At 70.8% G+C, this 24,128-nt stretch carries 22 protein-coding genes and 1 riboswitch; of the genes, 19 read left to right on the top strand and 3 right to left on the bottom strand.

The genetic code is table 11. The features are described from left to right. Positions 1 to 10 precede the first annotated feature (10 nt). From QM809_RS02085 to QM809_RS02070, 4 genes are all read left to right on the top strand, one after another. The gene (locus QM809_RS02085) at positions 11 to 1,594 is read left to right on the top strand and encodes an adenylate/guanylate cyclase domain-containing protein (protein WP_415044190.1); all 1,584 of its coding nucleotides are present in this window, start codon (positions 11 to 13) and stop codon (positions 1,592 to 1,594) included. A gap of 9 nt (positions 1,595 to 1,603) precedes the next feature. Next, positions 1,604 to 3,631, top strand: coding sequence for a formate-dependent phosphoribosylglycinamide formyltransferase (gene purT, locus QM809_RS02080; protein ID WP_415044189.1), 2,028 nt, complete (start codon positions 1,604 to 1,606; stop codon positions 3,629 to 3,631). Between the two features lie 189 nt (positions 3,632 to 3,820). After that, positions 3,821 to 4,318 (top strand): hypothetical protein, encoded by a 498-nt coding sequence (locus QM809_RS02075; protein WP_415044188.1) that lies wholly within the window; start codon positions 3,821 to 3,823, stop codon positions 4,316 to 4,318. A gap of 184 nt (positions 4,319 to 4,502) precedes the next feature. Beyond that, positions 4,503 to 4,997: a hypothetical protein gene (locus QM809_RS02070; RefSeq protein ID WP_415044187.1), complete on the top strand. Its 495-nt coding sequence runs from the start codon at positions 4,503 to 4,505 to the stop codon at positions 4,995 to 4,997. Positions 4,998 to 5,102: 105 nt separating this feature from the next. Here QM809_RS02070 and QM809_RS02065 read toward each other — a convergent pair whose 3' ends face one another. Beyond that, positions 5,103 to 6,485, bottom strand: a complete 1,383-nt coding sequence (locus tag QM809_RS02065) for an FAD-dependent oxidoreductase (protein ID WP_415044186.1) — start codon at positions 6,483 to 6,485, stop codon at positions 5,103 to 5,105. A 223-nt stretch (positions 6,486 to 6,708) separates the two neighbouring features. On the opposite strand from QM809_RS02065, the gene QM809_RS02060 reads away from it, so the two are divergent. The 4 genes from QM809_RS02060 (at position 6,709) to QM809_RS02045 (ending at position 10,582) form a co-directional block, all read left to right on the top strand. After that, entirely contained in the window at positions 6,709 to 7,218 is a 510-nt protein-coding gene (locus QM809_RS02060; protein WP_415044185.1) for a hypothetical protein, read from the top strand. Next, on the top strand, positions 7,215 to 7,628 hold the full coding sequence (locus QM809_RS02055) for a rhodanese-like domain-containing protein (protein ID WP_415044184.1): 414 nt from the start codon (positions 7,215 to 7,217) through the stop codon (positions 7,626 to 7,628). Before QM809_RS02060 ends, QM809_RS02055 begins: the two co-directional genes overlap by 4 nt. Positions 7,629 to 7,640: 12 nt before the next feature. Beyond that, a complete protein-coding gene (locus QM809_RS02050) occupies positions 7,641 to 8,921 on the top strand; it encodes an O-succinylhomoserine sulfhydrylase (RefSeq protein ID WP_415044183.1) in 1,281 nt (426 codons plus the stop codon). Positions 8,922 to 9,161: 240 nt separating this feature from the next. Continuing rightward, positions 9,162 to 9,275, top strand: a riboswitch (SAM riboswitch). A 17-nt stretch (positions 9,276 to 9,292) separates the two neighbouring features. Further along, positions 9,293 to 10,582, top strand: coding sequence for an aminotransferase class V-fold PLP-dependent enzyme (locus QM809_RS02045; protein WP_415044182.1), 1,290 nt, complete (start codon positions 9,293 to 9,295; stop codon positions 10,580 to 10,582). A gap of 532 nt (positions 10,583 to 11,114) precedes the next feature. Here QM809_RS02045 and QM809_RS02040 read toward each other — a convergent pair. Further along, the gene (locus QM809_RS02040; protein WP_415044181.1) at positions 11,115 to 11,594 is read right to left on the bottom strand and encodes an inorganic diphosphatase; all 480 of its coding nucleotides are present in this window, start codon (positions 11,592 to 11,594) and stop codon (positions 11,115 to 11,117) included. Between the two features lie 70 nt (positions 11,595 to 11,664). Here QM809_RS02040 and dacB point away from each other — a divergent pair, with 70 nt between their 5' ends. From dacB to tilS, 3 genes are all read left to right on the top strand, one after another. Then, positions 11,665 to 13,107, top strand: a complete 1,443-nt coding sequence (dacB, locus tag QM809_RS02035) for a D-alanyl-D-alanine carboxypeptidase/D-alanyl-D-alanine-endopeptidase (protein ID WP_415044180.1) — start codon at positions 11,665 to 11,667, stop codon at positions 13,105 to 13,107. A gap of 90 nt (positions 13,108 to 13,197) precedes the next feature. Next, entirely contained in the window at positions 13,198 to 14,325 is a 1,128-nt protein-coding gene (locus tag QM809_RS02030; RefSeq protein ID WP_415044179.1) for a zinc-dependent metalloprotease, read from the top strand. Positions 14,326 to 14,422: 97 nt separating this feature from the next. After that, positions 14,423 to 15,385 carry a tRNA lysidine(34) synthetase TilS gene (gene tilS, locus QM809_RS02025; protein WP_415044178.1) on the top strand — a complete coding sequence of 321 codons (963 nt, stop codon included), beginning with the start codon at positions 14,423 to 14,425 and terminating at the stop codon, positions 15,383 to 15,385. A 3-nt stretch (positions 15,386 to 15,388) separates the two neighbouring features. On the opposite strand, the gene QM809_RS02020 is transcribed toward tilS, so the two are convergent. Then, positions 15,389 to 16,087: a hypothetical protein gene (locus QM809_RS02020; protein WP_415044177.1), complete on the bottom strand. Its 699-nt coding sequence runs from the start codon at positions 16,085 to 16,087 to the stop codon at positions 15,389 to 15,391. A 332-nt stretch (positions 16,088 to 16,419) separates the two neighbouring features. Between QM809_RS02020 and hpt the strand changes: the two genes are divergently transcribed. The 8 genes from hpt to QM809_RS01980 all read left to right on the top strand — a co-directional run bounded on the left by hpt (position 16,420) and on the right by QM809_RS01980 (position 23,968). Further along, the gene (gene hpt / locus QM809_RS02015; RefSeq protein WP_415044176.1) at positions 16,420 to 16,980 is read left to right on the top strand and encodes a hypoxanthine phosphoribosyltransferase; all 561 of its coding nucleotides are present in this window, start codon (positions 16,420 to 16,422) and stop codon (positions 16,978 to 16,980) included. A 159-nt stretch (positions 16,981 to 17,139) separates the two neighbouring features. Then, positions 17,140 to 19,608 (top strand): ATP-dependent zinc metalloprotease FtsH, encoded by a 2,469-nt coding sequence (gene ftsH / locus QM809_RS02010; RefSeq protein WP_415044175.1) that lies wholly within the window; start codon positions 17,140 to 17,142, stop codon positions 19,606 to 19,608. An 82-nt stretch (positions 19,609 to 19,690) separates the two neighbouring features. Then, the gene (gene folE / locus QM809_RS02005; protein WP_415044174.1) at positions 19,691 to 20,293 is read left to right on the top strand and encodes a GTP cyclohydrolase I FolE; all 603 of its coding nucleotides are present in this window, start codon (positions 19,691 to 19,693) and stop codon (positions 20,291 to 20,293) included. A 44-nt stretch (positions 20,294 to 20,337) separates the two neighbouring features. Further along, a complete protein-coding gene (gene folP, locus QM809_RS02000) occupies positions 20,338 to 21,162 on the top strand; it encodes a dihydropteroate synthase (RefSeq protein WP_415044173.1) in 825 nt (274 codons plus the stop codon). Then, positions 21,155 to 21,538 carry a dihydroneopterin aldolase gene (folB, locus tag QM809_RS01995; RefSeq protein ID WP_415044172.1) on the top strand — a complete coding sequence of 128 codons (384 nt, stop codon included), beginning with the start codon at positions 21,155 to 21,157 and terminating at the stop codon, positions 21,536 to 21,538. The genes folP and folB overlap by 8 nt, the downstream gene beginning before the upstream one ends. A 35-nt stretch (positions 21,539 to 21,573) precedes the next feature. After that, positions 21,574 to 22,086 carry a 2-amino-4-hydroxy-6-hydroxymethyldihydropteridine diphosphokinase gene (gene folK / locus QM809_RS01990; RefSeq protein ID WP_415044171.1) on the top strand — a complete coding sequence of 171 codons (513 nt, stop codon included), beginning with the start codon at positions 21,574 to 21,576 and terminating at the stop codon, positions 22,084 to 22,086. After that, positions 22,086 to 22,619, top strand: a complete 534-nt coding sequence (locus QM809_RS01985; protein WP_415044170.1) for a DUF3180 domain-containing protein — start codon at positions 22,086 to 22,088, stop codon at positions 22,617 to 22,619. The genes folK and QM809_RS01985 overlap by 1 nt, the downstream gene beginning before the upstream one ends. Positions 22,620 to 22,699: 80 nt before the next feature. Continuing rightward, complete coding sequence (locus tag QM809_RS01980; RefSeq protein WP_415044169.1) at positions 22,700 to 23,968, top strand: DUF6779 domain-containing protein; 1,269 nt, start codon at positions 22,700 to 22,702, stop codon at positions 23,966 to 23,968. Positions 23,969 to 24,128: the final 160 nt, after the last annotated feature.

Below are 24,128 nucleotides of genomic sequence, written 5' to 3'. Positions count from 1 at the left end.
AAACCTCACCGTGGCGCGGATCAGCAGGGACTACGGCTCGATCCTTCTGGGGTCGGCCACCGAACGCGGCCGCAGACAGCGGGTCCGCATCCAGACGCTGCTGACCGGCGCCCTGGTGCTGGCGAACGTGATCGGCATCGTCATCGCCGTGGCGTTGACGGCGGTGGGCATCCCGGAGCCGTCGTTCCTGCGCCGCGATCTGCTGCTGGTCAACGTGGTCGCGATGCCCGTCTACACCGGTGTCGCGCTGCTCATCGGCGTGGTCGCGGGCACCGTGATCATGCTCCGCGGCCTGCGCTGGTCGGTCCGGGAGCAGACGCCCACGCGTGACGACGTCCGCGCCACCCGCCGCGCCCAGCGTCGGCTGCTGTGGCTGCAGTTCACGTTGTGGGCGGGCGGGGCGGGGCTCGCGGCGCTGCTCTACGGGCTGCAGGATCCGAACCTCATCGTCAAGGCCGTGCTGGTGGTCCTGATGAGCGGTCTGGTGGTGGCGGCCGTCTGCAACCTGCTCACCGAGATCCTGCTGCGGCCGGTGTCGGCCAGGATCCTGCAGGCCGGTCTCGGTTGGCGTGGCAGCTCCATGCGCTGGCGCGCGGTGATGTCGTGGCTGGTGGGGACCGGCATCCCGCTGGTCGGCATCCTGATGGTGGTGCTGTTCGGCTTCTTCACCGACACCTCGCGCACCCACCTGTTCGTCTCGGTCACCGTGCTGACGGCGGTCGCCGCGGGCGTCGGGCTGCTGTCGGTGATCCTGTTCGCGTGGAGCGTGACCGGACCCATCCGCAGTGTGCGCGAGGGCATGGCCAAGGTGCGGACGGGCGACGTCGCCGAGAGCACCGACCTGGTGGTGTACGACGCCTCCGAGCTCGGTGAACTCCAGCTGGGTTTCAACAACATGGTGTCGGGTCTGCGCGAGCAGGAACGCACGCGGGACATCTTCTCCCGGCACGTGGGCCGCGACGTGGCGGCGGCCGCGCTGCTCGGCGATCCCGCCCTCGGCGGCGCCGAACGCACCGTGGCCGTGGTCTTCGTCGACGTGATCGGGTCCACCGAACTGGCCACCCGACGGTCGCCGACCGAGGTGGTGGATCTGCTCAACCAGTTCTTCGCGGTGATCGTGGAGGCCACGGAACGGGCCGACGGCCTGGTGAACAAGTTCGAGGGCGACGCCGTGCTCTCCATCTTCGGTGCGCCGATGGCGATCGAGGACCCGGCGGGCAGCGCGCTGCGGGCGGCTCGGGAGATCGCCGAGCGGCTCCGCAGCGAGGTGCCCGATCTGCGGGCCGGGATCGGCGTGAGCCACGGTCCGGTGGTGGCGGGCAACGTCGGAGCGATCCAGCGTTTCGAGTACACCGTGATCGGTGATCCGGTGAACGAGAGCGCCCGGATCTCCGAACTGGCCAAACAGGATCCGAGCGTGCCGTGGGCCTCCGAACGGGTGGTCGCCGCGGCCGACCGCGCCGAGCGCACCCGCTGGAAGGAGATCGACCGCGTGGTGCTGCGGGGCCGCAGCGAGCCGACCGGACTGTTCGTGCCGCGCCGGATTCCGAACCCGGTCGCGGCGCAGCCCCGGCAGGAGCCCTCGGGGCCGTAGACTGGGAGTATGACGTCGTCTCAGAACTCCGACGCCCCTTCGCCCGCCGCCGCGGACTCCGCCCCGGAGCAGGATGCGGGGGATGCGCGTCCCGTGGCGGACCCGGCCGAGCAGGCCCCGGCGGAACGGGAACCCGAACCGGCCACGGAACCGCTGGGCACCGGATCGGAGGATGCCTCGTCGGAGAGCTCGGACCGCGAGCACCCGGCAGGACCGGTGACGGTGCTCGGCACCCCGCAGTCGCCGACCGCGACCAGGGTGATGCTGCTCGGGTCCGGTGAACTCGGCAAAGAGGTCACCATCGCGCTGCAGCGGCTGGGCGTCGAGGTGGTGGCCGTCGACCGCTATGCGGGGGCGCCGGCGCACCAGGTGGCCCATGCGGCCGAGGTGATCGACATGATGGATCCGGCCGCGGTGCGCGCCGTGATCGAGAAGCATCGGCCGCGGTACGTGCTCCCGGAGATCGAGGCGATCGCCACGGATGCGCTCGTCGAGGTGGAGCGGGAGGGGATCGCCGAGGTGATCCCGAGCGCCAAGGGCGTCTCGGCGACGCTCAACCGCGAAGGCATCCGGCGGCTGGCCGACGAGGAGCTGGGGCTGCCCACGTCGTCGTACCTGTTCGCGGACTCCGAGGAGGAGCTGCGGGTGGCGGCCTACCGGGTCGGGTACCCGTGTGTGGTGAAGCCGGTGATGTCGTCGTCGGGCAAGGGCCAGACGGTGATGCACAGCGACGCCGACGTGGCGTCGTCGTGGGAGGCGGCCAAGACCGGCGGCCGCGTCGACTCCGGACGCGTGATCGTGGAGCGCTTCATCGATTTCGACTACGAGGTGACGCTGCTGACCGTGCGCGCGGTGGACCCGGAGACCGGGGAGCTGGCCACCTACTTCTGCGAGCCCATCGGGCACCGGCAGTCCGGCGGCGACTACGTGGAGAGCTGGCAGCCGCAGCCGATGAACCGGATCGCCTACGGGACCGCGCGGTCGATCGCCGCCCGCATCGTCACCGCGATGGGCGACGCGGAGACCACCGGATCGTCGTTCTCCGGTCGCGGGGTCTTCGGCGTGGAGCTGTTCGTGAAGGGCGACGAGGTGTTCTTCTCGGAGGTGAGCCCCCGCCCGCACGACACCGGTCTGGTGACGTTGGCGACCCAGCGGCTCTCCGAGTTCGAGCTGCACGCCCGCGCCGTCCTCGGTCTCCCGGTGAACGTCGAGACGGTGTCGCCGGGGGCGTCCGCGGTGATCTACGGGCGGCACGACGAGGAGGCCATCCGATTCGCCGGCGTCGCGGAGGCGCTGGCCGATCCGCAGGTGGACCTGCGACTGTTCGGGAAGCCGGAGAGCTTCGCCAAGCGCCGGATGGGGGTGGTCGTGGCCCGCGGCGCCGACACCGACGAGGCACGACGTCGAGCCGCCCGCGCGGCGGAGACGGTGATCCCGCTCGCCGCGGGCGATCCGATCCCCGGCGGGCGACCGGAGGCGTCCGCGGACGCCGCGCCGGCCTCGGCGGAGAAGGCCGCACCCGAGACGGACGATTCGGAGGCCGCGACCGAGGTGGTCTCGACCGGGGCGGACGAGCGGACCGAGTTCATCGTGGACAAGGCGACGCTGGAAGCGCGCGCGGATCCGGTGACCGAGCGGCACGCGACGATGCCGTCGGCGGCGCGTCCGGTCGGCCCCGTGCCACCGGGTCGTGCCCCGGTCGGCGCCACGCCGCCGGGCCCCGCTCAGCGGGGTGCGGCGCGTCCGGGGCCCGCGCCCGCCGGTCCCGGCCAGCCCGGGTTCGGACCCGGCGGGCGACCCGGCGGAGCCCCGCACGGCGCCCATCCGGGCCAGCCCGGTGCCGTCCGCCCGCCAATGCCCCCGGGTGCGGGGGCGCCGCCGATGCCGCCCGGCGGGAAGATCCCGCCGGGGGAGCAGCCTCCGCAGGGCGCCCCGCGCCCGCCGCAGGGCCCCGGACCGGCCGGACCCTCACACGGACCGAACGGCCCGGCGGGCCCCGGCGGGCCGCGTCCGTCGGCCCCGCCGCCTCCGCGCTGAGCGCGATCGTCGGCCCCGCCGCCGCGAATCTGAACGGATCCGTAACAATTGCTGTGACAGGTGCGATGGTCATACTGAGGAGAGTCGCTGATGTGGCTCGGCCCTGAGGCGTAGCGGGAGCAGATCTCCCTCGCCACCTGAGGTGTGATCCCGGTCCGGATCGCACCGGAAGAGACGAAAGGTTTGATCATGAAGAAGACTCTCAAACGAGCCGTCGTCGGCGCTTCCGTCGCCGGCCTCCTGGGCACGGGCGCTCTCGTCGAGGCGGCCCCGGCGCAGGCGGGCCCTCCCGGTGATCTGCAGATCATCGGCGGCGTGAACTGCGTGTTCAAGGTCTGGGGCCAGCGATGGAACTCGGGCCCCGTGTGGCAGACCGACCGTTTCATCGGCGTCCGCAACGCCGGCGGCTCCACCATGACCAACGTGTCGGTGACCGAGTTCGGCGGCGCCACCAAGCGCGTCGCGGCCAACAAGACGCTCAAGACCCGCGCGGGTGAGCTGAAGGCCGGTCAGACCTCGATCACGCACCGCTACACCCACCAGGGCTGCTGGCCCGAGTCGATCTCCGGCTACACGATCGGTGCCGAGGTGGAGAACCCGGTGAACAACGTCGGCTACTGGGAGAACCAGATCGCCAAGTCGATCCCGCGCGGCCGCGGCGGCAACAGCGGCAACGCCGGCAACTGACCGTCGTCGTATCCAGCGCTCGTCGAGGGCGGTGACCGGACCGGTCACCGCCCTCGACGCATCCCGGGGCGCGGTGACGGCGCCTCCCACGACGTGACGTCCGTCTCGCCTAAGATCTCCGGTACACCCCGGGCGTGCTCACGACGGACATGCCGGGGTGGGCACGAGCGAGCGGGAGTACACGATGAAGACAGTCAAGACGCCGGCCTGCGTCATCGGTGCGGGGGCACTGGTGATCGCGGCCTCGGGGCTCGGAGCCGGTGACGCCTCCGCTGCGCGCCAGGGCGACCTGTGGGTCCAGGCCACCGCGATCTGCGACGACGGCAAGGCCTTCCGGATGGTGGCGGTGATGAACGTCGGCGACGCCGAGATGACCGGCGTCCGCGTCGGGACCGTCGGCGGCCCGGAGATCACGGTGCCCTACATCAAGGAACCGAACATCGCCGCGGACACCGCCAACAGGTATGTGAACGGAGTACCGGTGGTCTCGGCGACCGGCACCTCGGCGGCGGGCACGCTGGCGCCGGGGGAGCAGGTGATCGCGGCGCACGTCGTCCCGGGCTGCGGTCCGTACGGCCTGGTCGGGTACGCCAAGGGCGACCGGTTCGACGACGTCCTCAGCGCGCCGAACTACGCGATGGAGTTCGCGAACGCCCCGGCGCCGGCCGCGCCGCGCTGACCGACGCGGCCGCATCGACGACGACCCGCCGTCCTCGGGAGAGGGCGGCGGGTCGTCGGTGGTCTCGGCGGGCCCGACCGGAGGGGCCGGGCCCGACCGGTGTCGTCAGGCCTTGTCCGGCTCCGAGGCGGCGAGCATCTCGTCGCGCTCCACGACCTTCTTGCGCTCGCGGCCCTCGGCGGCACCGAGGTTGCGCTCGTACTCGTCGAGGCGGTACCAGCCGTCCCAGGTGGTGTACGGGATCTTGCGCGACTCGAGCAGCTCGATGATCGCTTCCTCACCCGGCTCCTCCGGGGTGTTGAGCGCGTCGTTCACCATGTCCTCGACCAGGCAGGTGACGGTCTCGTTGGCGTCGCCCTTGGTGTGACCGATGAGGCCCACCGGACCGCGCTTGATCCAGCCGGTGGTGTACAGGCCGGTCAGGTGCGCGCCCTCGTCGAAGACGCGGCCCGCTTCGTTCGGGATCACGCCCGCCTGATCGTCGAACGGGATCTCCGGCAGGTTGTCCGAGAGGTAACCGACGGCGCGGTAGACCGCCCCGAGCTCCCAGTCGGTGGTCTTGCCGGTGCCCTTCACGTTGCCGGTGCCGTCGAGCTCGGTGCGCTCGGTGCGCAGCCCGACCACCTCGCCGTTCTCGCCGAGGATCTCCACCGGGTTCTCGAAGAAGTGCAGGAAGAGCTTGTGGATCGCGCCCTGCTTCGGCTCGTGGATGGCGTAGTTCTCGATGATCGTCGCGACCTGGTCGGTGATCTTCGAGGTGCGGCGGGCGACGGCCGAACCCTCGTCGTACTCGATGTCCTCGGGGTTCACCACCACCTCGATGTTCGGGGAGTGGTCGAGCTCCTTGAGCTCGAGCGGGGTGAACTTGGCCTGCGCCGGGCCGCGACGTCCGAAGACGTGCACCTCGACGGCCTTGTTCGCCTTGAGGCCCTCGTAGACGTTGTCCGGGATCTCGGTCGGCAGCAGCTCGTCGCCGGTCTTGGCGAGGATGCGGGCGACGTCGAGCGCCACGTTGCCGACGCCGAGGACGGCGACCTTCTCCTGATCCAGCGGCCATTCGCGCGGGAAGTCCGGGTGGCCGTCGTACCAGGCGACGAACTCGGCCGCGCCGTAGCTGCGCTCCAGGTCGATGCCCGGCAGCTCGATGTTGCGGTCGTCGGTGGCGCCGGTGGAGAACACGACGGCGTCGTAGTGCTTCTTCAGGTCCGCGAGGGTGATGTCGGTGCCGTAGTCGATGTTGCCGAGCAGGCGCACCTGCGGCTTGTCGAGCACCTTGTGGAGGGCCTTGATGATGCCCTTGATGCGCGGATGGTCGGGGGCCACGCCGTAGCGGATCAGACCGAACGGGGCCGGCATGCGCTCGTACAGGTCGATGCTGACCCCGCGCTCGGCCGCGGTCTCCGACTTCATCAGCGCGTCGGCGCAGTAGATTCCGGCGGGACCGGCACCGACGATCGCCACGCGCAGCGGGCGGCTGTTCTCACTCATTGGGCAGTCGCTTCCTCAGCTGGAGTTTCGTGTTTCGCATCCACGGTATGCGCTGGTGAGCCGTGCCCAAAATCCTCAACTGAGGCTCCCCTCACTCGCGCATCGCTGCGGAAAACTCTTGACGCGATCCCGTTGATCTGCATGCGTTCGCGGCCCGATGACGTGCGCAGACGGGTGCGACCGGGCGACGACGATCCGCGCCCGGTCGTTAGAATCGGGCATCATGAGTGCTCAGACGCGCGACGGCGCGGATCGCCCCGACGATTACCCGGAGAAGTTCGCCGAGGAGTTCGGCGACGACGATCCGTCGGGCAGCAGGTGGCCCTTCCTGGTCGCGCTGATCGTGGTGGGCGTGCTGGTCGCGGTGGTGCTGCTGATCGCGGTGTTCAGCCCGCCGGCCGAGCGCGTCAGCGACTCCACCAGGGTGCAGTACGTGGTGAACGACGCGTTCACCGCACGCAATTCGCTGAACTACGACCAGTACCGCGGCTCCTTCTGCCGGGCGAACGTCGAGGCGCCGGACTTCCCGGCCGCGGCGAAGTTCACCGACGAGAACCGCAAGGCGCGGGACGCCGACGGTCAGATCGTGATCCCGAACATGGACGTCGAGGTGCAGGGCGACACCGCCCGGGTCGCCGTGCACTGGCACCGCGAGCGCACCGAGGACAAGAAGGAGACCACCGAACTCACGGTGGTCAAGCAGGGCGACGACTGGAAGGTGTGCAACTCGTGAGCTACGCAGGAGATCTGACCCCGCAGGAGGCCTGGGCCGTCCTTCAGGAGAACACCGAGGCGGTGCTCGTCGACTGCCGCACGCAGGCCGAATGGGACTTCGTCGGCGTGCCCGAGCTCGCCTCGCTGGGTCGGCAGACGCTCTTCGTCGAATGGATCGACTACCCGAGCGGCTCGGTGAACTCGGAGTTCGTGCAGGAGCTGCGGCGGGCGGGCATCGACGACGACGCCGAGGTGCTCTTCCTCTGCCGTTCCGGCGCCCGCTCGATCGCGGCGGCGGAGGCCGCCACTGCGGCCGGGATCGGGAAGGCGTACAACATTCTTGACGGGTTCGAAGGCGGACTCGATGCGCAGAACCACCGCGGCGACCGCGGCTGGCGCGCCGAGGGCCTGCCGTGGAGGCAAGGATAGAAGGAGACTCGAATGAGCCGTGACCTGCCCGAATGGGTGTCGCCGGAGACCATCGCCGTCCGCGGCGGGTTGATGCGGTCAGGGTTCTTCGAGACCTCCGAAGCGCTGTACCTCAACAGCGGCTACGTCTACGACTCCGCGGAGGCGGCCGAACGCGCCTTCACCGGCGAGGACGAGCGCTTCGTCTACACGCGCTACGGCAATCCGACGGTGGAGATGTTCACCGAGCGGCTCCGGCAGATCGAGGGCACCGAAGCGGCGTTCGCGACGGCGAGCGGCATGGCGGCGGTCTTCGTAGCCCTGGGCGCGCTGCTCAAGAACGGCGATCGCCTGGTCGCCGCGCGGAGCCTGTTCGGGTCGTGCTTCGTGATCTGCAACGAGATCCTGCCCGCGTGGGGCGTGGAGACCGTGTTCGTCGACGGCGAGGACCTCACCCAGTGGGAGGAGGCGCTGTCGGTGCCGACCACCGCGGTGTTCTTCGAGACGCCGTCGAACCCGATGCAGACCCTGGTGGACGTGCGCAGGGTGTCCGAGCTGGCGCACGCGGCGGGTGCCCGGGTGGTGCTCGACAACGTGTTCGCGACACCGCTGCTGCAGCGCGGTCTGGACATGGGCGCCGACGTGATCGTCTACTCCGGCACCAAGCACATCGACGGCCAGGGCCGGGTGATGGGCGGCGCCGTGATGGGCACCGAGGAGTACATCACCGGTCCGGTGCGCGAACTGATGCGGCACACCGGACCGGCGCTCAGCCCGTTCAACGCCTGGGTGATGCTCAAGGGCCTGGAGACCATGAAGCTGCGGGTGGACCAGTCGGTCGCGACCGCGCTGAAGATCGCCGAGTTCCTCGACGCCGATCCGCGGGTGGCCCGGGCGATCTACCCGTTCCTGCCCTCGCATCCGCAGTACGAGCTGGCCAAGGCGCAGATGGCCGGCGGCGGCACGGTGATCACCTTCGAACTCGGCGCCGCAGACGGCGGCGGCTCCTCGAGCTCCCCGGACCGATCCCCGAGTTCCCCGGACCGCTCCATGGGTTCCCCGGATCGCTCCCTGAGCTCCGTCGAAGGGAAACAACGCGCCTTCGAGGTGCTCAACCGCCTCCAGGTGATCGACATCTCCAACAACCTGGGTGACGCCAAGAGTCTGATCACGCACCCGGCCACCACCACGCACCGTGCGATGGGTCCGGAGGGGCGTGCCGCGATCGGGCTCACCGACGCCATGGTGCGGCTGTCGGTGGGTCTGGAGAACGCCGACGACCTGATCCGGGATCTGGATCAGGCGCTGGGCTGACCGCGGGCCCTCGTCGGCTCGCCGCATTTTCTTTCCCGGCACCGGGCTCGGCTTTCTCACCCCGGCGTGTCGCGTCTCCTCTTCGGTGTCGCGTTCCATCGATGACGCGCGACACGGAAGAGGAGACGCGACACGCTGCGGGGGAGCGGGGACACGCTCGGCGGGGACCCCTCGCGGGGTTAAACCCGCGATGGTTTTATCTCTCGCGTCGCGGTGGGGGTCCCGTGCATAGTGGTCGCAGGTCACGAGCACCAGCGCTAAGCCCCGGCTAGCTGGTCGGCAACCCTCCTTCGCGGTGGGGTGCTCCGGGTGACGACCTGGCCGCCGGCCGACCGGTCGCGGCAAGCGCGGATTCGCTGAGGAGCATCGCCATGACTGCTGTCCTGGACACCACCGTCACCGTCACTGCCGACGTCGTCGCCGAGCAGGGCACCCCGATCTTCGACGAGGGGCACTGCCCGGGGACCACCTCCCTCGCCCCGGTCGTCGGCGGCACGCAGACCGTCCCGGTCTCGGGCGGTCGGGAGGTCCGGTACGCCAACTTCGACTACGCCGCCAGCGCCCCGGCCCTGACGGAGGTGGCCGAGGCGTTCACCGCGGCGCTCGGTCAGTACGCCAGCGTGCACCGCGGCGCCGGTCACCTCTCGCAGGTCACGACCGCTCGCTACGAGCAGGCCCGGGAGACGGTGCGCCGCTTCGTCGGCGGCCGCGCCGACGACACCGTCGTGTTCACCCGCAACACCACCGACTCGATCAACCTGGCCGCGCACATCCTGCCCGCCGACGGCGAGGTGGTGGTCCTCGACATCGAGCATCACGCCAACCTGCTGCCGTGGCAGCGGACGGGGCGGGCGCGTGTCGTCGTCGCCCGGTCGACGTTCGCCGAGACCCTGGCGGCGCTGGAGGCCGAACTGGCGGCCAGGCCCGCCGCGCTGCTGGCGATCACCGGTGCGTCGAACGTGACCGGTGAGGTGCTGCCGATCCGGACGCTCACCGCGCTCGCGCACCGGCACGGCGCCCGGATCCTGGTCGACGCCGCGCAGCTGGTGGCGCACCGGGCGGTGTCGCTGGCCAGCCACGGGATCGACTACCTGGTGTTCTCCGGCCACAAGGTCTACGCGCCGTTCGGCGCCGGGGTGCTGGTGGGCCGCAGCGACTGGCTCGACGCGGCGCAGCCGTACCTCGCCGGCGGCGGGGCCACGCAGAACGTGGCACTGGAGGAGACCACCTGGCACACGGGTCCCGCACGCCACGAGGCCGGCAGCCCGAACGTCCTGGGCGCCGTGGCGATCGCCGCAGCCGCGGACGCGATCGACCACCTCGGCTACGAGCTGATCGGTTACCACGAGCGTGACCTGCTGACCCGCCTCGACGCGGGCCTGGCCGGACTCGAGGGCGTGACCCCGCTGCGGATCTTCGACGACGTCGACGAGCGCGTCGGGATCGCGGGCTTCGTGGTGGACGGCCGCACCGCCCGCGAGGTAGCCGAACATCTGAGCGAGCACCACGGGATCGGCGTGCGCGACGGCAAGTTCTGCGCGCACCCGGTGCTGCGCCGCCTCGGTCACGCGGACGGCGCGGTGCGCGCCAGCTTCGGCCTGGGTACCAGCTCCGACGACGTCGACCGCCTGATCGCGGCGCTCGCCGAGCTCACGCGCTGAACCTGCGGGGTGTTCGAACCGGCTCTTCGAGCGGGGAGCCGGTTCGAACCGCTCGGGGAGGCTTCGACGGAGCTCAGCCGTCGGCTGGGAACTCAGCTGTCGGGCGGGAACTCAGTCGTCGGACAGGGCGCATCCTTTCCCGATTTCGAGTACCCCCGAACCGGGCGAACCGGAGTGCGGACTCGGCCTGCGGATGCGAGCGTGGCGCACAGGGTTGTCTCTGAGCCCTCCGCAGCCCTTTCCGGGGGCGAGTGCGCTATCTCGCGATAGCGGCGAGGACTGCCGAAGAGACGACCCTGTGCGCCACGCGCCCACGAGACGAGGGAAGAGCAGACGACGGAACTCAGCCGGCGGAGGGGCGTACTGGAGTGCGGACTCGGCCTGCGGATGCGAGCGTGGCGCACAGGGTTGTCTCTGAGCCCTCCGCAGCCCTTTCCGGGGGCGAGTGCGCTATCTCGCGATAGCGGCGAGGACTGCCGAAGAGACAACCGTGTGCGCCACGCGCCCACACAGAAGCGGGAAGAGCAGACGATCAGCCCTGGTAGCGCGCCACCGCAGCCTCGGCGACCTTGGCGGCCTCGTCCTTGCCGACCCAGCCGCCGGGGGTGACGGACTTGCCGGGCTCGAGGTCCTTGTAGCGCTCGAAGAAGTGCGAGATGGCCTTGAGCTCGAACTCGTTGACGTCGCCGACGTCCTGGATGTGATCCCAGCGGGGATCGCCGGCGGGGACGCAGAGCAGCTTGTCGTCGCCGCCGGCCTCGTCGGTCATGGTGTACATGCCGATGACGCGCGACTTGACGATGACGCCCGGGTACACCGACTCCGGGAGCAGCACCATCGCGTCCAGCGGGTCGCCGTCCTCACCCAGGGTGTGGTCGATGTAGCCGTAGTCGGCCGGGTATCCCATGGAGGTGTAGAGGTAGCGATCCAGGTAGACCTTGCCGGTCTCGTGGTCGACCTCGTACTTGTTGCGGGCTCCCTTGGGGATCTCGACGGTGACCTCGAACTCCATGCGTGTGTCTCCTCGTTGGTCGTGCGCAGTGGTCTCAGCCGTCAACGATACTGTGGATGTGGTCAGCGCCATGCGCGCAGCCCGATTTTTCGGGTGCCGAGCCGATCGACACGAAGGGGACCACGTGGCTTCGACGACGACGCCGGGACGAAGCAGGCGCCGGACCTGGATCGTTCTGGCGCTGAGTCTGCTCTTGATCGCGGCGCTCGTCGTCGGCGGTCTGTTCGCCTATCGCTGGTATCACCAGCGGCCCGAGCCCGTTCCCGCGGGCACGCCCGCCCGGCCGGCGGCCGCGACCGTGGATCCGAGTCTCCTCCCGGTGGAGCCGAACGCGCCGAAACCGACGAAGGCCGGTGTCGCGGCCGCGTTGCGGACGGGGTTGAAGGACAAGGCGCTGGGCAAGCTGACCGGCATGGTGTCCGATCCGTTGACCGGCGAGGTGTTGTGGTCCCGGAGTCCGGACACCCCGCGCACCCCGGCGTCGAACGCGAAGATCCTCACCGCGGCGGCGGTGCTCGCCCGGCTGGACCACGACATCCGGCTCAAGACCACCGTCGTGCAGGGGGCGGACGGTCAGGTGATCCTGGTGGGCGGTTTCGATCCGACGCTGTCGGCGCAGGATCCGAAGGACGACACCTTCTATACGGATGCGCCGCGCATCGCGTCCCTGGCCGATCAGATCCGCAAGTCCGGGGTGGAGGTCACGTCGGTGGCGGTGGCGCCCAGCGCCGTCGAGGGCCCGGCGATGGAGAAGTCGTGGGACGACGCCGACATCAAGGGCGGCGACATCGCGCCGATCACCTCTCTGATGCTCGACGGCGCCCGTGAGGATCCGCTCGACGAGTACTCGCCCCGGTCCGCGGAGTCCGCCCTCGATGCGGGGCGGGCGTTGGCCCGGGCGCTCGGGGTGAACAGCCGTGTGGTGGAGGCTCGGCCTCGGGCGTCCGCGCGGGAACTGGCGTCGGTGCAGTCGGCGCCGCTCTCGACCCGTGTCGGAGACATGATGCGGCTCAGCGACAACATCATGGCCGAGACCCTGGCGATCGAGCTGTCGACGGAGATGGGCGGTCCGGCCAGCATCGCCGGCGGCACGGAGGCCGTGGTGAAGGTGCTGCGGGAGAAGGGCTTCGACGTGAACGGCTTGACGTTGCACGACGGCTCCGGACTGTCGTCGTCGAACAAGGTTCCCGCGCGGCTGCTCGACGAGGTGGTGTCGGCGGCGGCCGGTGACAAGCAGCCGAAGCTGCGGCCGATGCTCGACACCTTCCCGGTGGCGGCGGGCACGGGCACCTTGGCGGAGCGTTTCCCGGTCGGCGAGAATCCCGGTGCCGGATGGGTTCGTGCCAAGACCGGCACCCTGACCGGTGTCAGTTCGCTGACCGGCATCGTGCAGACCGTCGACGGCCGGGTGCTGGCCTTCGCGCTGATGTCCGGCGGCACCTCGCCCGCGGACGCGCGTCCGGCGCTGGACGACCTGGCCGGGGCGTTGCGCGAGTGCGGTTGCCGCCGCTGACCGTAGTCTGGCGGAGAGAGATTTCGGCATCGGCCCCGACGCGGCGGTGCCCGTGAGACGTCCGGGCCGGGCGGGACGCCCGCCGGCGTGATGAGGGGAGCAGACCCGGTGACCACCGCGGACACGCACGACGACCGGACCCGGAACGATCCGGACCGGAACGACGCACCCGGCGACGAGACCGGCGCGCAGAAGCCGCTCGCCTCGATCGACTGGGGGCTGGCGGCCTCGCTCGGGGGCCGGATCGCCCGACCGGGGCCCCGGGTCACGCGGTACACGATGGATCTGGCGCACGCCGAGCTGATCGAGGCGTCGGCGCGCGCCGAGGGACCGGTGCGCGAGGTGACGATGCTGGCCGACGGTCTGCGGGTCCCGACCGCCCGGGTCCTCGACCGGTCCGGCTGGATCGAGGCCGCCGCGGCCTCCATGCCCGCCATGCTCGGCGACGACGTGGAGCGCACCGGCCACGGGATCGCGGGCAAGGTGGGCGGGGTCCAGGCCGCGGGCCTGCTGGCCTTCCTCTCCAGCGCGATCCTGGGCCAGTACGACCCGTTCTCCACGGATCCGGAGACCGGGGAGCCGGGCGTGCTGATGCTGGTGGCGCCCAACATCATCGGCGTCGAACGGCAGTTGCGCGTGGTGCCGTCGGACTTCCGCTACTGGGTCTGCCTGCACGAGGTGACGCATCGGGTCCAGTTCTCCGCGAATCCGTGGCTGGCCGACTACATGCGGACCAATGTCGGGCTGTTGACCGGCGATTCGGGCGAGTCGACCGCCGAACTGGTCGGCCGGATCGCCGAGACGCTGCGCAGCGGCCGCAAGAGGGAGAACGGCGTCCTCGGGCTGATGCAGCTGGTGCAGACCCCGGAGCAGTCGGAGGCGTTCGAGCGGGTGATGGTCCTCGGCACGCTCCTGGAGGGGCACGCCGACCACGTGATGGACGCGGTGGGTCCGGCGCACGTGCCGACCGTCGAACAGATCCGCTCGGCCTTCGATGCACGACGCTCCCGTCCGCAGAACCCGCTGCAGCGCCTGATCCGCGCCCTCATCGGCATGGATGCGAAGCTCGCCCAGTACGTGCGCGGCAAGGCCTTCGTCGACGCTGTGGTGGACCGGGTGGGGATGGCCGCCTTCAACACGGTGTGGACCTCCCCGGACACCATGCCGACGATGGCCGAGATCGACGATCCCGAGCAGTGGATCGCCCGCGTCCTCTGACCGGCGTCGTGCCCCGGGCCGCCTCTCCCCGCCGGCTGAGCCGGGCCGTGAACGAAGTGAGCGACCCGTGTCGAAGCCCCACGCGTCACGGACGACGGTGAGATCCCGCGCACAGCAGGAGCTGATCGGCGCGGTCGGCGGGTTCGCCCGCCGACATCTCGGCACCGGGAGGGGGATCCCGGTCTGCGTCGCCCTCTCCGGCGGCGCCGACTCGCTCGCCCTGACCGCCGCGTCGCTGCGGGCCGGTCTGCGGGTGCGCGCGCTCGTCGTCGACCACGGTCTGCAGGACGGTTCCGGCGAGGTCGCCGAGCGGGCCGCGGCCGCCGCCCGGGACCTCGGCGCCGCCGCGCGGGTGCTGACGGTGACGGTCGACGGCCCCGGCGGACCCGAGGCGGCCGCGCGCACGGCCAGGTACGCCGCGCTGGACGAGGCCCGGGAGGGGCTGCCGGTGCTCCTCGGACACACCCTCGACGACCAGGCCGAGACCGTGCTGCTCGGCCTCGGCCGCGGTTCGGGCGCCCGCTCACTGGCGGGCATGGCGGCCTGGAACGCCCCGTGGGGTCGCCCGCTGCTCGGCATCCGGCGGTCGCAGACCCGGCGGGCGTGCACCGAGTGGGGGTTGAGCGCGTGGGACGATCCGCACAACGCGGATCCGCGCTACACCCGGGTCCGCGTGCGCCGCGAGGCGCTCCCGCTGCTCGACGACGTGCTGGGCGGCGGCGTCCCGGAGGCGCTCGCCCGCACCGCGGAGCAGTTGTGTGACGACGCCGACGTGCTCGACGACCTCGCCGCCGAACTGCTGGCGCGGGCCCGGACGCCCGACGGGCTCGCCGCGTCGTCGCTGCGGCGGGCGCCGCGGGCGCTGCGGACCCGCGCGCTGCGGGCCTGGCTGGTCGAGATCGGGGCCGTCGAACCGTCGTCGAAGGTCGTCGCCCGGGTCGACGCGCTGGTCGCCGACTGGCGCGGCCAGGGCGGGGTGGCCGTCGGCGGAGACGACGAAGCCCGCCTCGTCGTGACGAGGCGGGCTTCGGTCGTGGTCGCGCTGCGGCAGCAGCGGTGACGATCAGTTCTTGTCGTCCTTCTTCTCCGAGGTCTTGCTCGGCTTCTTCTTGTCGTAGATGGAGCACTTGATCGGCTTGAACGGGGAACGGACCGTCCTGTTGTAGCGGTCGAAGGCTCCGGCGGACACCGCGCCGCCGAGGCCGAGGCCTGCGCCGACGAGTGCTCCGACCGCTGCGCCGATCGGAACCGTGACGATTCCGACGAGCCCGATGATCGCGCCGATGGCGGTGCCCACCAGTGCGCCGATGGTCACCGAGGTGCCGAGCTCGCTGTTCAGTCGGGCCTGTGCCTCGGAGTCGCGCTGAGCCCGGGTCATCGGGCCGCAGATGTCGTCGCGGCCGGCGTCCTTCTTGAGGGCGGTCTTCGACGGCACCAGGGTGGCGGTGTCGCCGTCGACGGTCGCGGCGACCGGGAACTCGCGCTTGTCCGGGGCGACGAAGGTGAGGTTGTGCTGGTAGACCACCTCGTCGGCCTCGTTCTTGAAGACCAGGTAGCCGTCGTCGACGGAGAGGCTGCCGTCCTTGATCCGGATCTTGATGTCCTTCTCGCTCCGCTGGATCGTCGTGGAGGGCTCGGCGGTCTTCGCCTTGGAGTCGGACGGCTCGGCGGCGGCCTTCCCCGCCATGAGGGGCAGGGCGGCGACGAAGGCCAGCAGGACGACGAGGACACGTTTCCAGGTCGCGTGGAAGGAGGGGTGCATGATCTTTTCCCTAAGGGTCGGTCCCGGCGGGCGCCGAGGGACGGATAGGGCCAGGTCAAGGCCCCTGTTCGGTCCTCATGCTAGGAGGATAGGGGGACCTATGTAATCCCGGATCGGGCTTCTCCGCAGGGTTCCGGAGAAGTTCAACCGAACGTTTGTCACCGGGTTCTCTGTCACCCGTTCGGGGGACAAGACGTGTGGTTCCGCCGCGGTGGTCGTCGTCGTGCATCGTCGATCTCCGGGGTGCGGACGGCCGGGTCGACGGGGCGGCGGGAGCGCGGACGAGGGGGCTGCCGTCCACGGGGCGCGCTCGGATGTGACAAGGTGAATTCGTGGCGTACGGGTATTCGCAAGACGACATCGAGAAGGTCCTCATCTCCGAGGAGCAGATCGCGGAGCGCACCGCCGAGATGGCGCAGGCCGCCGCGGAGCGGTACAAGGATTCGCCCGACGATCTGCTGCTCATCGGCGTGCTGAAGGGCGCGGTCATGTTCATGACCGATTTCGCGCGGGCGCTGCCGATCGCCAACCAGATGGAGTTCATGGCGGTCTCCAGCTACGGGTCGTCGACGTCGTCGTCGGGCGTGGTCCGGATCCTCAAGGACCTCGACCGCGACATCGCGGGCCGCGACGTGCTGATCGTCGAGGACATCATCGACTCCGGCCTCACCCTCACCTGGCTGATGAAGAACCTCGCGACGCGCAATCCGCGTTCACTCGAAGTGGTGACGCTGCTGCGCAAGCCGAAGGCAGTCCAGCTGCCGGTGGAGGTGGCCGACGTGGGTTTCGACATCGAGAACGAGTTCGTCGTCGGCTACGGCCTCGACTACGCCGAGCGTTACCGCGACCTGCCCTACATCGGTCGGCTGAACCCCAGCGTCTACAGCGACTGACGCCGCCCGGGTCGCTCCCGGGTTACGCCGTGCGGGAACAAAAGACGGGTCCCGCGCCGTTGAAAGGTAGCCTCGTTAATCGAGTGAGACGGGAAGGACAACGGCGCGCCCCGCACGCATCCCCGCCGGATGCGGTGTGTGGAGCCCGCGTGTAACAGCATGGATCGAAAGAAGCTGTACCGAAACCTGGCCATCGTGGCCGTGATCATCCTGGCCCTGTGGGGTTTCAGTGCGCTGCGCAGCGACGACGGCGAGTGGACCGGGGTTGACACCTCCGTCGCCATGACGCAGATGAACGTCAAGAACGCCGAGTTCATCCAGATCGACGACAAGGAGCAGCGGCTCCGGATCACGTTGAAGAAGCCGGTCAAGGTCGACGGCAAGAACGTCACCAAGATCGAGTCGCAGTACCCGTCCGGCGTCTCGGCCCGCATGTTCCAGGCGGCGACGACGACGGGTGCGCCCTATCAGACCAACATCACCCGCGAGTCCGGGATCTGGCAGACGCTGCTGATCTTCGTGCTGCCGATGGTGATCCTGTTCGGTCTGTTCTACTTCGTGATGAGCCGCATGCAGGGCGGCGGTCGCGGCGGGGTGATGGGCTTCGGCAAGTCCAAGGCCAAGCAGCTCAGCAAGGACATGCCCAAGACCACCTTCGCCGACGTCGCCGGCGCGGACGAGGCGGTCGAGGAGCTCGACGAGATCCGCGACTTCCTGCAGAACCCGGCCCGGTACCGGGCCCTGGGCGCCAAGATCCCCAAGGGCGTGCTGCTCTACGGTCCGCCCGGCACCGGTAAGACCCTGCTCGCGCGGGCCGTGGCCGGTGAGGCGGGGGTGCCGTTCTACACGATCTCCGGTTCGGACTTCGTCGAGATGTTCGTCGGTGTGGGCGCCTCGCGGGTCCGCGACCTGTTCGAGCAGGCCAAGGAGAACAGTCCCTGCATCATCTTCGTCGACGAGATCGACGCCGTCGGCCGCCAGCGCGGGGCGGGCATGGGCGGCGGTCACGACGAACGCGAGCAGACCCTGAACCAGCTGCTGGTGGAGATGGACGGCTTCGGCGAGCGTTCCGGGGTGATCGTCATGGCGGCCACCAACCGTCCCGACATCCTGGATCCGGCGCTGCTGCGTCCGGGACGCTTCGACCGGCAGATCCCGGTCACCAACCCGGACATCGCGGGTCGTCGCGCCATCCTCGCCGTGCACGCCAAGGGCAAGCCGATCGCCCAGGACGCCGACCTCGACGGTCTGGCCAAGCGCACCCCGGGCATGTCCGGCGCCGACCTGGCCAACGTGATCAACGAGGCCGCGCTGCTCACGGCCCGCGAGAACAAGAACGTGATCACCGGCGAGACCCTCGAAGAGGCCGTCGACCGCGTGGTCGGCGGTCCGCGCCGCAAGAGCCGCGTGATCAGCGAGCACGAGAAGAAGGTCGTCGCCTACCACGAGTCGGGTCACACCCTGGCGGCCTGGGCGTCGCCGGACCTGGATCCCATCTACAAGGTGACCATCCTGGCCCGCGGACGGACCGGCGGCCATGCGCTCGCCGTGCCGGAGCAGGACAAGGACATCATGACGCGGTCGGAGATGCTCGCGCGCCTGGTGATGGCGATGGGCGGTCGTGCGGCCGAGGAGCTGGTCTTCCACGAGCCGACCACCGGCGCCAGCTCGGACATCGACCAGGCGACCAACATCGCCCGCGCGATGGTCACCGAGTACGGCATGAGCGCCCGCCTCGGCGCGGTCCGCTACGGCCAGGAGCAGGGCGATCCGTTCCTGGGACGCGGCGGGATGGGGACCACCCCGGACTACTCGGTCGGCGTCGCCGCCGAGATCGACGAGGAGGTGCGGCGGCTGATCGAGGCGAGCCACACCGAGGCGTGGGCGATCCTGGACCAGCATCGCGACAAGCTCGACGAGCTCGCCGGGGCGCTGCTGGAGAAGGAGACCCTGGTCCGCAAGGATCTGGAGGAGATCCTGGGCGACGTCGAGAAGCGTCCCCGGATGACCGAGTTCAGCGAGTTCGGCGACCGCACGCCGAGCTCCAAGCCGCCGATCAAGACGCCGGGCGAGCTGGCGATCGAGCGCGGGGAGCCGTGGCCCCCCGTGCCGGAGCCGGTCGGTGCGGCGGCCGGCGGCCCGAACGGCGCGGTCCCGAACGGCGCGGTCCCGAACGGCGCGGTCCCGAACGGCGCCGTTCCGGTCGGTGGGGTCGCGACCGGTCCCGCGCAGTCGTACGAGGGCGATCCGCACGACACCGAGCCGAACGACACGCAGCCGAACGACACCCGGCCGCAGGCGGGGCAGCCTCCGGTGATGCAGCCCGGCTACGGCCCGTCCTACCCGGGAGCGCCCCAGAACTGGCAGCCGTACGCGCCGCCGCAGTACGGCCATCCGCAGCAGTACGGGATGCCTCCCGCGCACACGGGTGCGCATCCGGTGGTGCCGGGGACGCAGTACCCGGCCCCCGAAGGCGCTCCGGGCCAGACCCCCGGTCCGGTGCCGGGACCGTACGGCGGCCCCGCACAGCAGGCCGGTCAGCGAGGCGGGACCTGGCCCGACTACGGCGCCCCGCGGGACTGGCAGGCTCCCGGGTGGCCGCCGGCCGACGACCCGCGCAACCCCTGACCGGGGTCACCGACCAGGACGCACCGTCCAGTACCCATCGACCAGGCGCCAGCCGAGCCTTCCGGAAGGACTTCCACCAGTCATGAGCGACGACGAGCCGCTGATCACCGCAGACGGTCGCCCGTTCGACCAGGCACGGGCCGAGGCCGCGGTCCGTGAGCTGCTGCTCGCGGTCGGCGAGGACCCCGACCGCGAGGGCCTGCGCCGGACTCCGGAGCGGGTGGCGCGCGCCTACCGGGAGATGTTCGGCGGGCTCTACACCGAGCCGGACGAGGTGCTCGCGACCGTGTTCGACGAGGACCATCGCGAACTGGTGCTGGTCAAGGACATCCCGATGTACTCCACGTGCGAGCACCACCTGGTCTCGTTCCACGGGGTGGCGCACGTCGGATACATCCCCGGCGACAGCGGTCAGGTGACGGGCCTGAGCAAGCTGGCCCGACTGGTGGACCTGTACGCGCGGCGCCCGCAGGTGCAGGAGCGCCTCACCAGCCAGGTCGCGGACGCGCTGATGCGCAGGCTGGAGCCGCGCGGGGTGATCGTGGTGATCGAGGCCGAGCACCTCTGCATGGCGATGCGCGGCATCCGCAAGCCGGGCGCCAGCACCACCACCTCGGCGGTGCGCGGGATCTTCCAGACCAGCGCCGTCTCGCGCGGCGAAGCCCTCGACCTGATCGCACGCTGATGCGGGCGGGCGGGTCGGCCGGGCCCACCCCGCGCACGCTCGTCATGGGTGTCCTCAACGTCACCGCGGACTCGTTCTCCGACGGCGGGCGTTATCTCGACGTCGACCGGGCCGTCGCCCACGGGCGGGCGCTGGCCGACGACGGCGCCGACATCGTCGACGTCGGCGGCGAATCGACCCGGCCGGGGGCCGATCGGGTGGACCCGGAGATCGAGGCGCGAAGGGTCGCCCCGGTGATCTCCGCGCTGAGCGCCGAGGGCATCGCGGTCTCCGTCGACACCATGCGGGCGAGCGTCGCCGCGGCGGCGATCGAGGCCGGGGCGGTCTACGTCAACGACGTCTCGGGCGGTCGGGCGGATGCGGACATGGCGCGGGTCGTCGCCGACGCCGGACTGCCGTGGATCCTGATGCACTGGCGGCCGTCGAACGACGCCGGCGCGGGGGAGCGACACTTCACCCACCGGGCCGAGGACGCCGTCGAATACCGCGACGTGGTCGCCGAGGTCTCGGGCGAACTGCTCGGCCAGGTCGACGCCGCGGTGGCGGCCGGGGTGGATCCGGACCGGATCATCCTGGATCCGGGCCTGGGCTTCGCCAAGACCGCCGAGCACAACTGGGCGCTGCTGCACGCGCTGCCCACCCTGATCGGTCTGGGGCTCCCGGTGCTGGTCGGGGCCTCGCGCAAGCGCTTCCTCGGGTCGTTGCTCGACGACCGGGACCCGGCGGGCCGGGACGTCGCGACGGCCGCGATCTCCGCGCTCGCGGCGGCGGCCGGAGCCTGGGGCGTGCGCGTGCACCACGTCGCGGCGAATCGAGACGCCGTGGCGGTGGCCGCGGCCTGGCGAGAAGGCGGAGGCCGACATGGCTGATCGGATCGAACTGCGCGGCCTGCGGGTCCGCGGCAACCACGGGGTCTTCGACCACGAACGGCGGGACGGTCAGGAGTTCCTGATCGACCTCACGCTCTGGCTGGATCTGCGGCCGGCGGCGGTGAGCGACGACCTCGCCGACACCGTGGACTACGGGGCGCTGGCCCAGCTGGCCCACGACGTCGTCGCCGGCACCCCGCGCGACCTGATCGAGACCGTCGGCGCGGAGATCGCCGATCGGGTCATGACCGACGACCGCATCCACGCCTGCGAGGTGACCGTGCACAAGCCGTCGGCACCCATCCCGCTGACGTTCGACGACGTCGCCGTCGTGACCCGGCGTTCGGGCAAGAGCGGTCCCACGAGGCAGTCGTGACCCCCGCGGCGGTGACTCCTGCGGCGGTGGCTTCTGTGACGTCGACCAGCCGCGTCGTGCTCTCGGTCGGATCCAATCTCGGCGACAGCCGGGCGCGGCTCGCGGAGGTGGTCGACGCCCTCGGCGATCGACTGGTCGCGGCGTCGGGCGTGTTCCGCACCCCGCCGTGGGGCGGGGTGGAGCAGGACGACTTTCTGAATCAGACCCTGATCGCCGAGGCGGCTCTGACCCCGCGGGAGTGGCTCGGTTTCTGCCGCGAACGCGAGGCGGCCGCCGAACGCGTCCGCGAGGTCCGGTGGGGGCCGCGGAGTCTGGATGTCGACGTGGTGTCGGTGCAGGTGGACGGGGTCGAGGTGGTCGACGACGACCCCGAGCTGACGCTGCCGCATCCGCGGGCGGCGCTGCGGGCCTTCGTGCTGGCGCCGTGGCTCGACGTCGATCCCGAAGCGGAGCTGTGGACGCCCGACGGGGTGCGCCGCGTCGTCGATCTGCTCGCCGGACTGGCTCCGGACGAGCGGTCGGGTGTGGTCCGGGTGGAGGACTCCTGATGGTCGGCCGCACGCGGACACCGGGGGGACGGGGCGACGACGAACCGGCCCTGGGTCCGACGCGGGTCCGCGACCTGCTGGCGATCGCCGCGGTGACCGGTGTGCTGCTGTGGGTGGTGGCCCGCTACTACTACGGCGGGTTCCCGTCGCTGCCGTGGCCGGCGAGCCTGATCCTCTATCTCCTCGCCGGACTGGAGGTGATGATCGCGTTCCTGGTGCGCAGCCGGGTCGCGAATCGGAAGGTGGGGCCGGGGGAGGGACAGCTGCACCCGATCAACGTGGCGCGGTCGGCGGCGTTGGCGAAGGCCTCGGCGGTGCTCGGGGCGATCGCTCTCGGCGGCTGGTCGGGTCTGCTGGTGTTCCTGCTGTCGCGGCGGTACCTGGACGTGGCCGTCGCCGATCTGCCCGCAGCGGTCGTGGGGGCGGTGGGCGGTCTGCTGCTGGCCGCCGCGGCGCTGTGGCTGGAGTACTGCTGCCGGGCGCCGGACGATCCGGATCCCGAGATCACCGATACCTCACCGAATCCCGCATGATGCAGGGATTGGCCCTTTCGTGACCGACTTTTCGCGGCCGGTGCAGGTCCGAGGCCGCTCGGCCAGGTAAGTTGACTGTCATGGCCAGCACCAACAGCAACACCAGTAACACCCGTCGCGCGCCGCGCCGGAGAGCGACGAAGCCGGCCGGCCCCGACGAGTCGGATAAAAGCGATAAACGATCGGCGGTGCGCGCGGCCGCGTCGTCGACCGGGTCGACGCAGGTCGCCCAGTGGTTGCTCGGACTGTTCATCGTGCTGGCGGTGATCGCGAGCCTGCTGATGGTGTTCGGCGACGACATCTCGCTGACCGGTTCGATCGCCGTCGTCGCCGCGCTGTGGGCCGCGGTGATCGGTGCGATCCTGGTGACCAAGTACCGCCGCCAGGCCGATGTGGCCGAACTGCGCGGCCGGGACCAGCGCGACATGTACGAGCTGCAGCTGGAGAAGGAGATCTTCGCGCGGCGACAGTACGAGTCCGAGGTGGAGAACGCGATCCGCCACGAGGTGGCGGAGGAGACCAGCGAGGAGTTCGAGGCGCTGAAGGTCCAGGTGCTGGCGCTGCGTGCGAGCCTGGAGGAGCTGCTGGGCAAGCCGCTTCCGGAGGTGCCGCCGGCGTTGCGTCCGGAACGTCGTCGCGAACTGGGGTCGGGACTGTCGGGGGTCGGCTACGTTCCGGTGACCGACGATCGGGTGGCCGCCGATCTGGACTTCGAATACACCGCGCCGCCGGCGGACACCGGGCGGCACGCGCCGGAACCGGTCGAGGCGACCGGCGAACTGGAGGTGGAGGCGCCGGGCGACGTCGAGATGACCGAGATCATCCCGGTGGTGACCGGCGAGGAGCCCGCCGAGCGGGAGTACGCCCCCGAGTATCACGAGAGCGACTACTACGAGGTCCCGGCCGAGGTGCGCCCGTTGACGGGGTCGCCGGATCCGGCGGACTACACCGCCGACGACTACGACTACCCGTCCGGCGAGTACACCGAGGCGCCGGTGCCCCCCGCGCAGCAGTACGGGGGACGACGCCGGCACGACGACGGCGAGCAGTACACGCAGCAGCTGCCCCAGTACGACGACGACCCCCGGTACGAGGAGCAGCCGCAGGCGTACGACGCCGCGGCGTATCAGCCGCCCGCGGTGCCGGGCCGCCCGGCGTACACCAGGCCCGCGCCGCAGCCGCACCAGGTGCCGCAGGTCCCGGAGGTCCCGCCGATGCCGCAGCGGGGTCGGCGCGCCTCGACGCACGACGACGGCGCCCACACCGACGGCCTGTCGGTGAACGACCTCCTGGGTCGGCTGAACGAGGGGCGCGGCCGGCGCGGCGGCGGTCGCCGCCGCCGCGACTGAGCCCCTTCGACGCGCAGGCTCGCTGCGCTCGCATGCGGCTCAGGGAGCGGTTGGGCGTCGCCGGGAGTAGACGGTGGGGTGCTTGTTCATGCGCTGGCTGAGCCGCCGGAGGAACGAAGTGACGGAGGCGTGTCGAAACCACCCCTTCCCCGACCAGACG

It is taken from the genome of Gordonia sp. (in: high G+C Gram-positive bacteria) (assembly GCF_047600385.1).
Lineage (GTDB): Bacteria > Actinomycetota > Actinomycetes > Mycobacteriales > Mycobacteriaceae > Gordonia.
This window is presented reverse-complemented; position numbering and strand designations above follow the sequence as displayed.

Excerpts from the sequence above, each read along its gene's own strand:
- QM809_RS02065 (WP_415044186.1), bottom strand. The coding sequence starts at position 6,485 with ATGAGTGAGAACAGCCGCCCGCTGCGCGTGGCGATCGTCGGTGCCGGT.
- QM809_RS02045 (WP_415044182.1), top strand. The coding sequence starts at position 9,293 with ATGACTGCTGTCCTGGACACCACCGTCACCGTCACTGCCGACGTCGTC.
- QM809_RS02040 (WP_415044181.1), bottom strand. The coding sequence starts at position 11,594 with ATGGAGTTCGAGGTCACCGTCGAGATCCCCAAGGGAGCCCGCAACAAG.
- QM809_RS02030 (WP_415044179.1), top strand. The coding sequence starts at position 13,198 with ATGAGGGGAGCAGACCCGGTGACCACCGCGGACACGCACGACGACCGG.
- folB (WP_415044172.1), top strand. The coding sequence starts at position 21,155 with ATGGCTGATCGGATCGAACTGCGCGGCCTGCGGGTCCGCGGCAACCAC.
- QM809_RS02060 (WP_415044185.1), top strand. The coding sequence starts at position 6,709 with ATGAGTGCTCAGACGCGCGACGGCGCGGATCGCCCCGACGATTACCCG.
- QM809_RS01985 (WP_415044170.1), top strand. The coding sequence starts at position 22,086 with ATGGTCGGCCGCACGCGGACACCGGGGGGACGGGGCGACGACGAACCG.
- QM809_RS02070 (WP_415044187.1), top strand. The coding sequence starts at position 4,503 with ATGAAGACAGTCAAGACGCCGGCCTGCGTCATCGGTGCGGGGGCACTG.
- dacB (WP_415044180.1), top strand. The coding sequence starts at position 11,665 with ATGCGCGCAGCCCGATTTTTCGGGTGCCGAGCCGATCGACACGAAGGG.
- QM809_RS01980 (WP_415044169.1), top strand. The coding sequence starts at position 22,700 with ATGGCCAGCACCAACAGCAACACCAGTAACACCCGTCGCGCGCCGCGC.
- purT (WP_415044189.1), top strand. The coding sequence starts at position 1,604 with ATGACGTCGTCTCAGAACTCCGACGCCCCTTCGCCCGCCGCCGCGGAC.
- QM809_RS02075 (WP_415044188.1), top strand. The coding sequence starts at position 3,821 with ATGAAGAAGACTCTCAAACGAGCCGTCGTCGGCGCTTCCGTCGCCGGC.
- folE (WP_415044174.1), top strand. The coding sequence starts at position 19,691 with ATGAGCGACGACGAGCCGCTGATCACCGCAGACGGTCGCCCGTTCGAC.
- QM809_RS02050 (WP_415044183.1), top strand. The coding sequence starts at position 7,641 with ATGAGCCGTGACCTGCCCGAATGGGTGTCGCCGGAGACCATCGCCGTC.
- ftsH (WP_415044175.1), top strand. The coding sequence starts at position 17,140 with ATGGATCGAAAGAAGCTGTACCGAAACCTGGCCATCGTGGCCGTGATC.
- QM809_RS02020 (WP_415044177.1), bottom strand. The coding sequence starts at position 16,087 with ATGCACCCCTCCTTCCACGCGACCTGGAAACGTGTCCTCGTCGTCCTG.
- folP (WP_415044173.1), top strand. The coding sequence starts at position 20,338 with ATGGGTGTCCTCAACGTCACCGCGGACTCGTTCTCCGACGGCGGGCGT.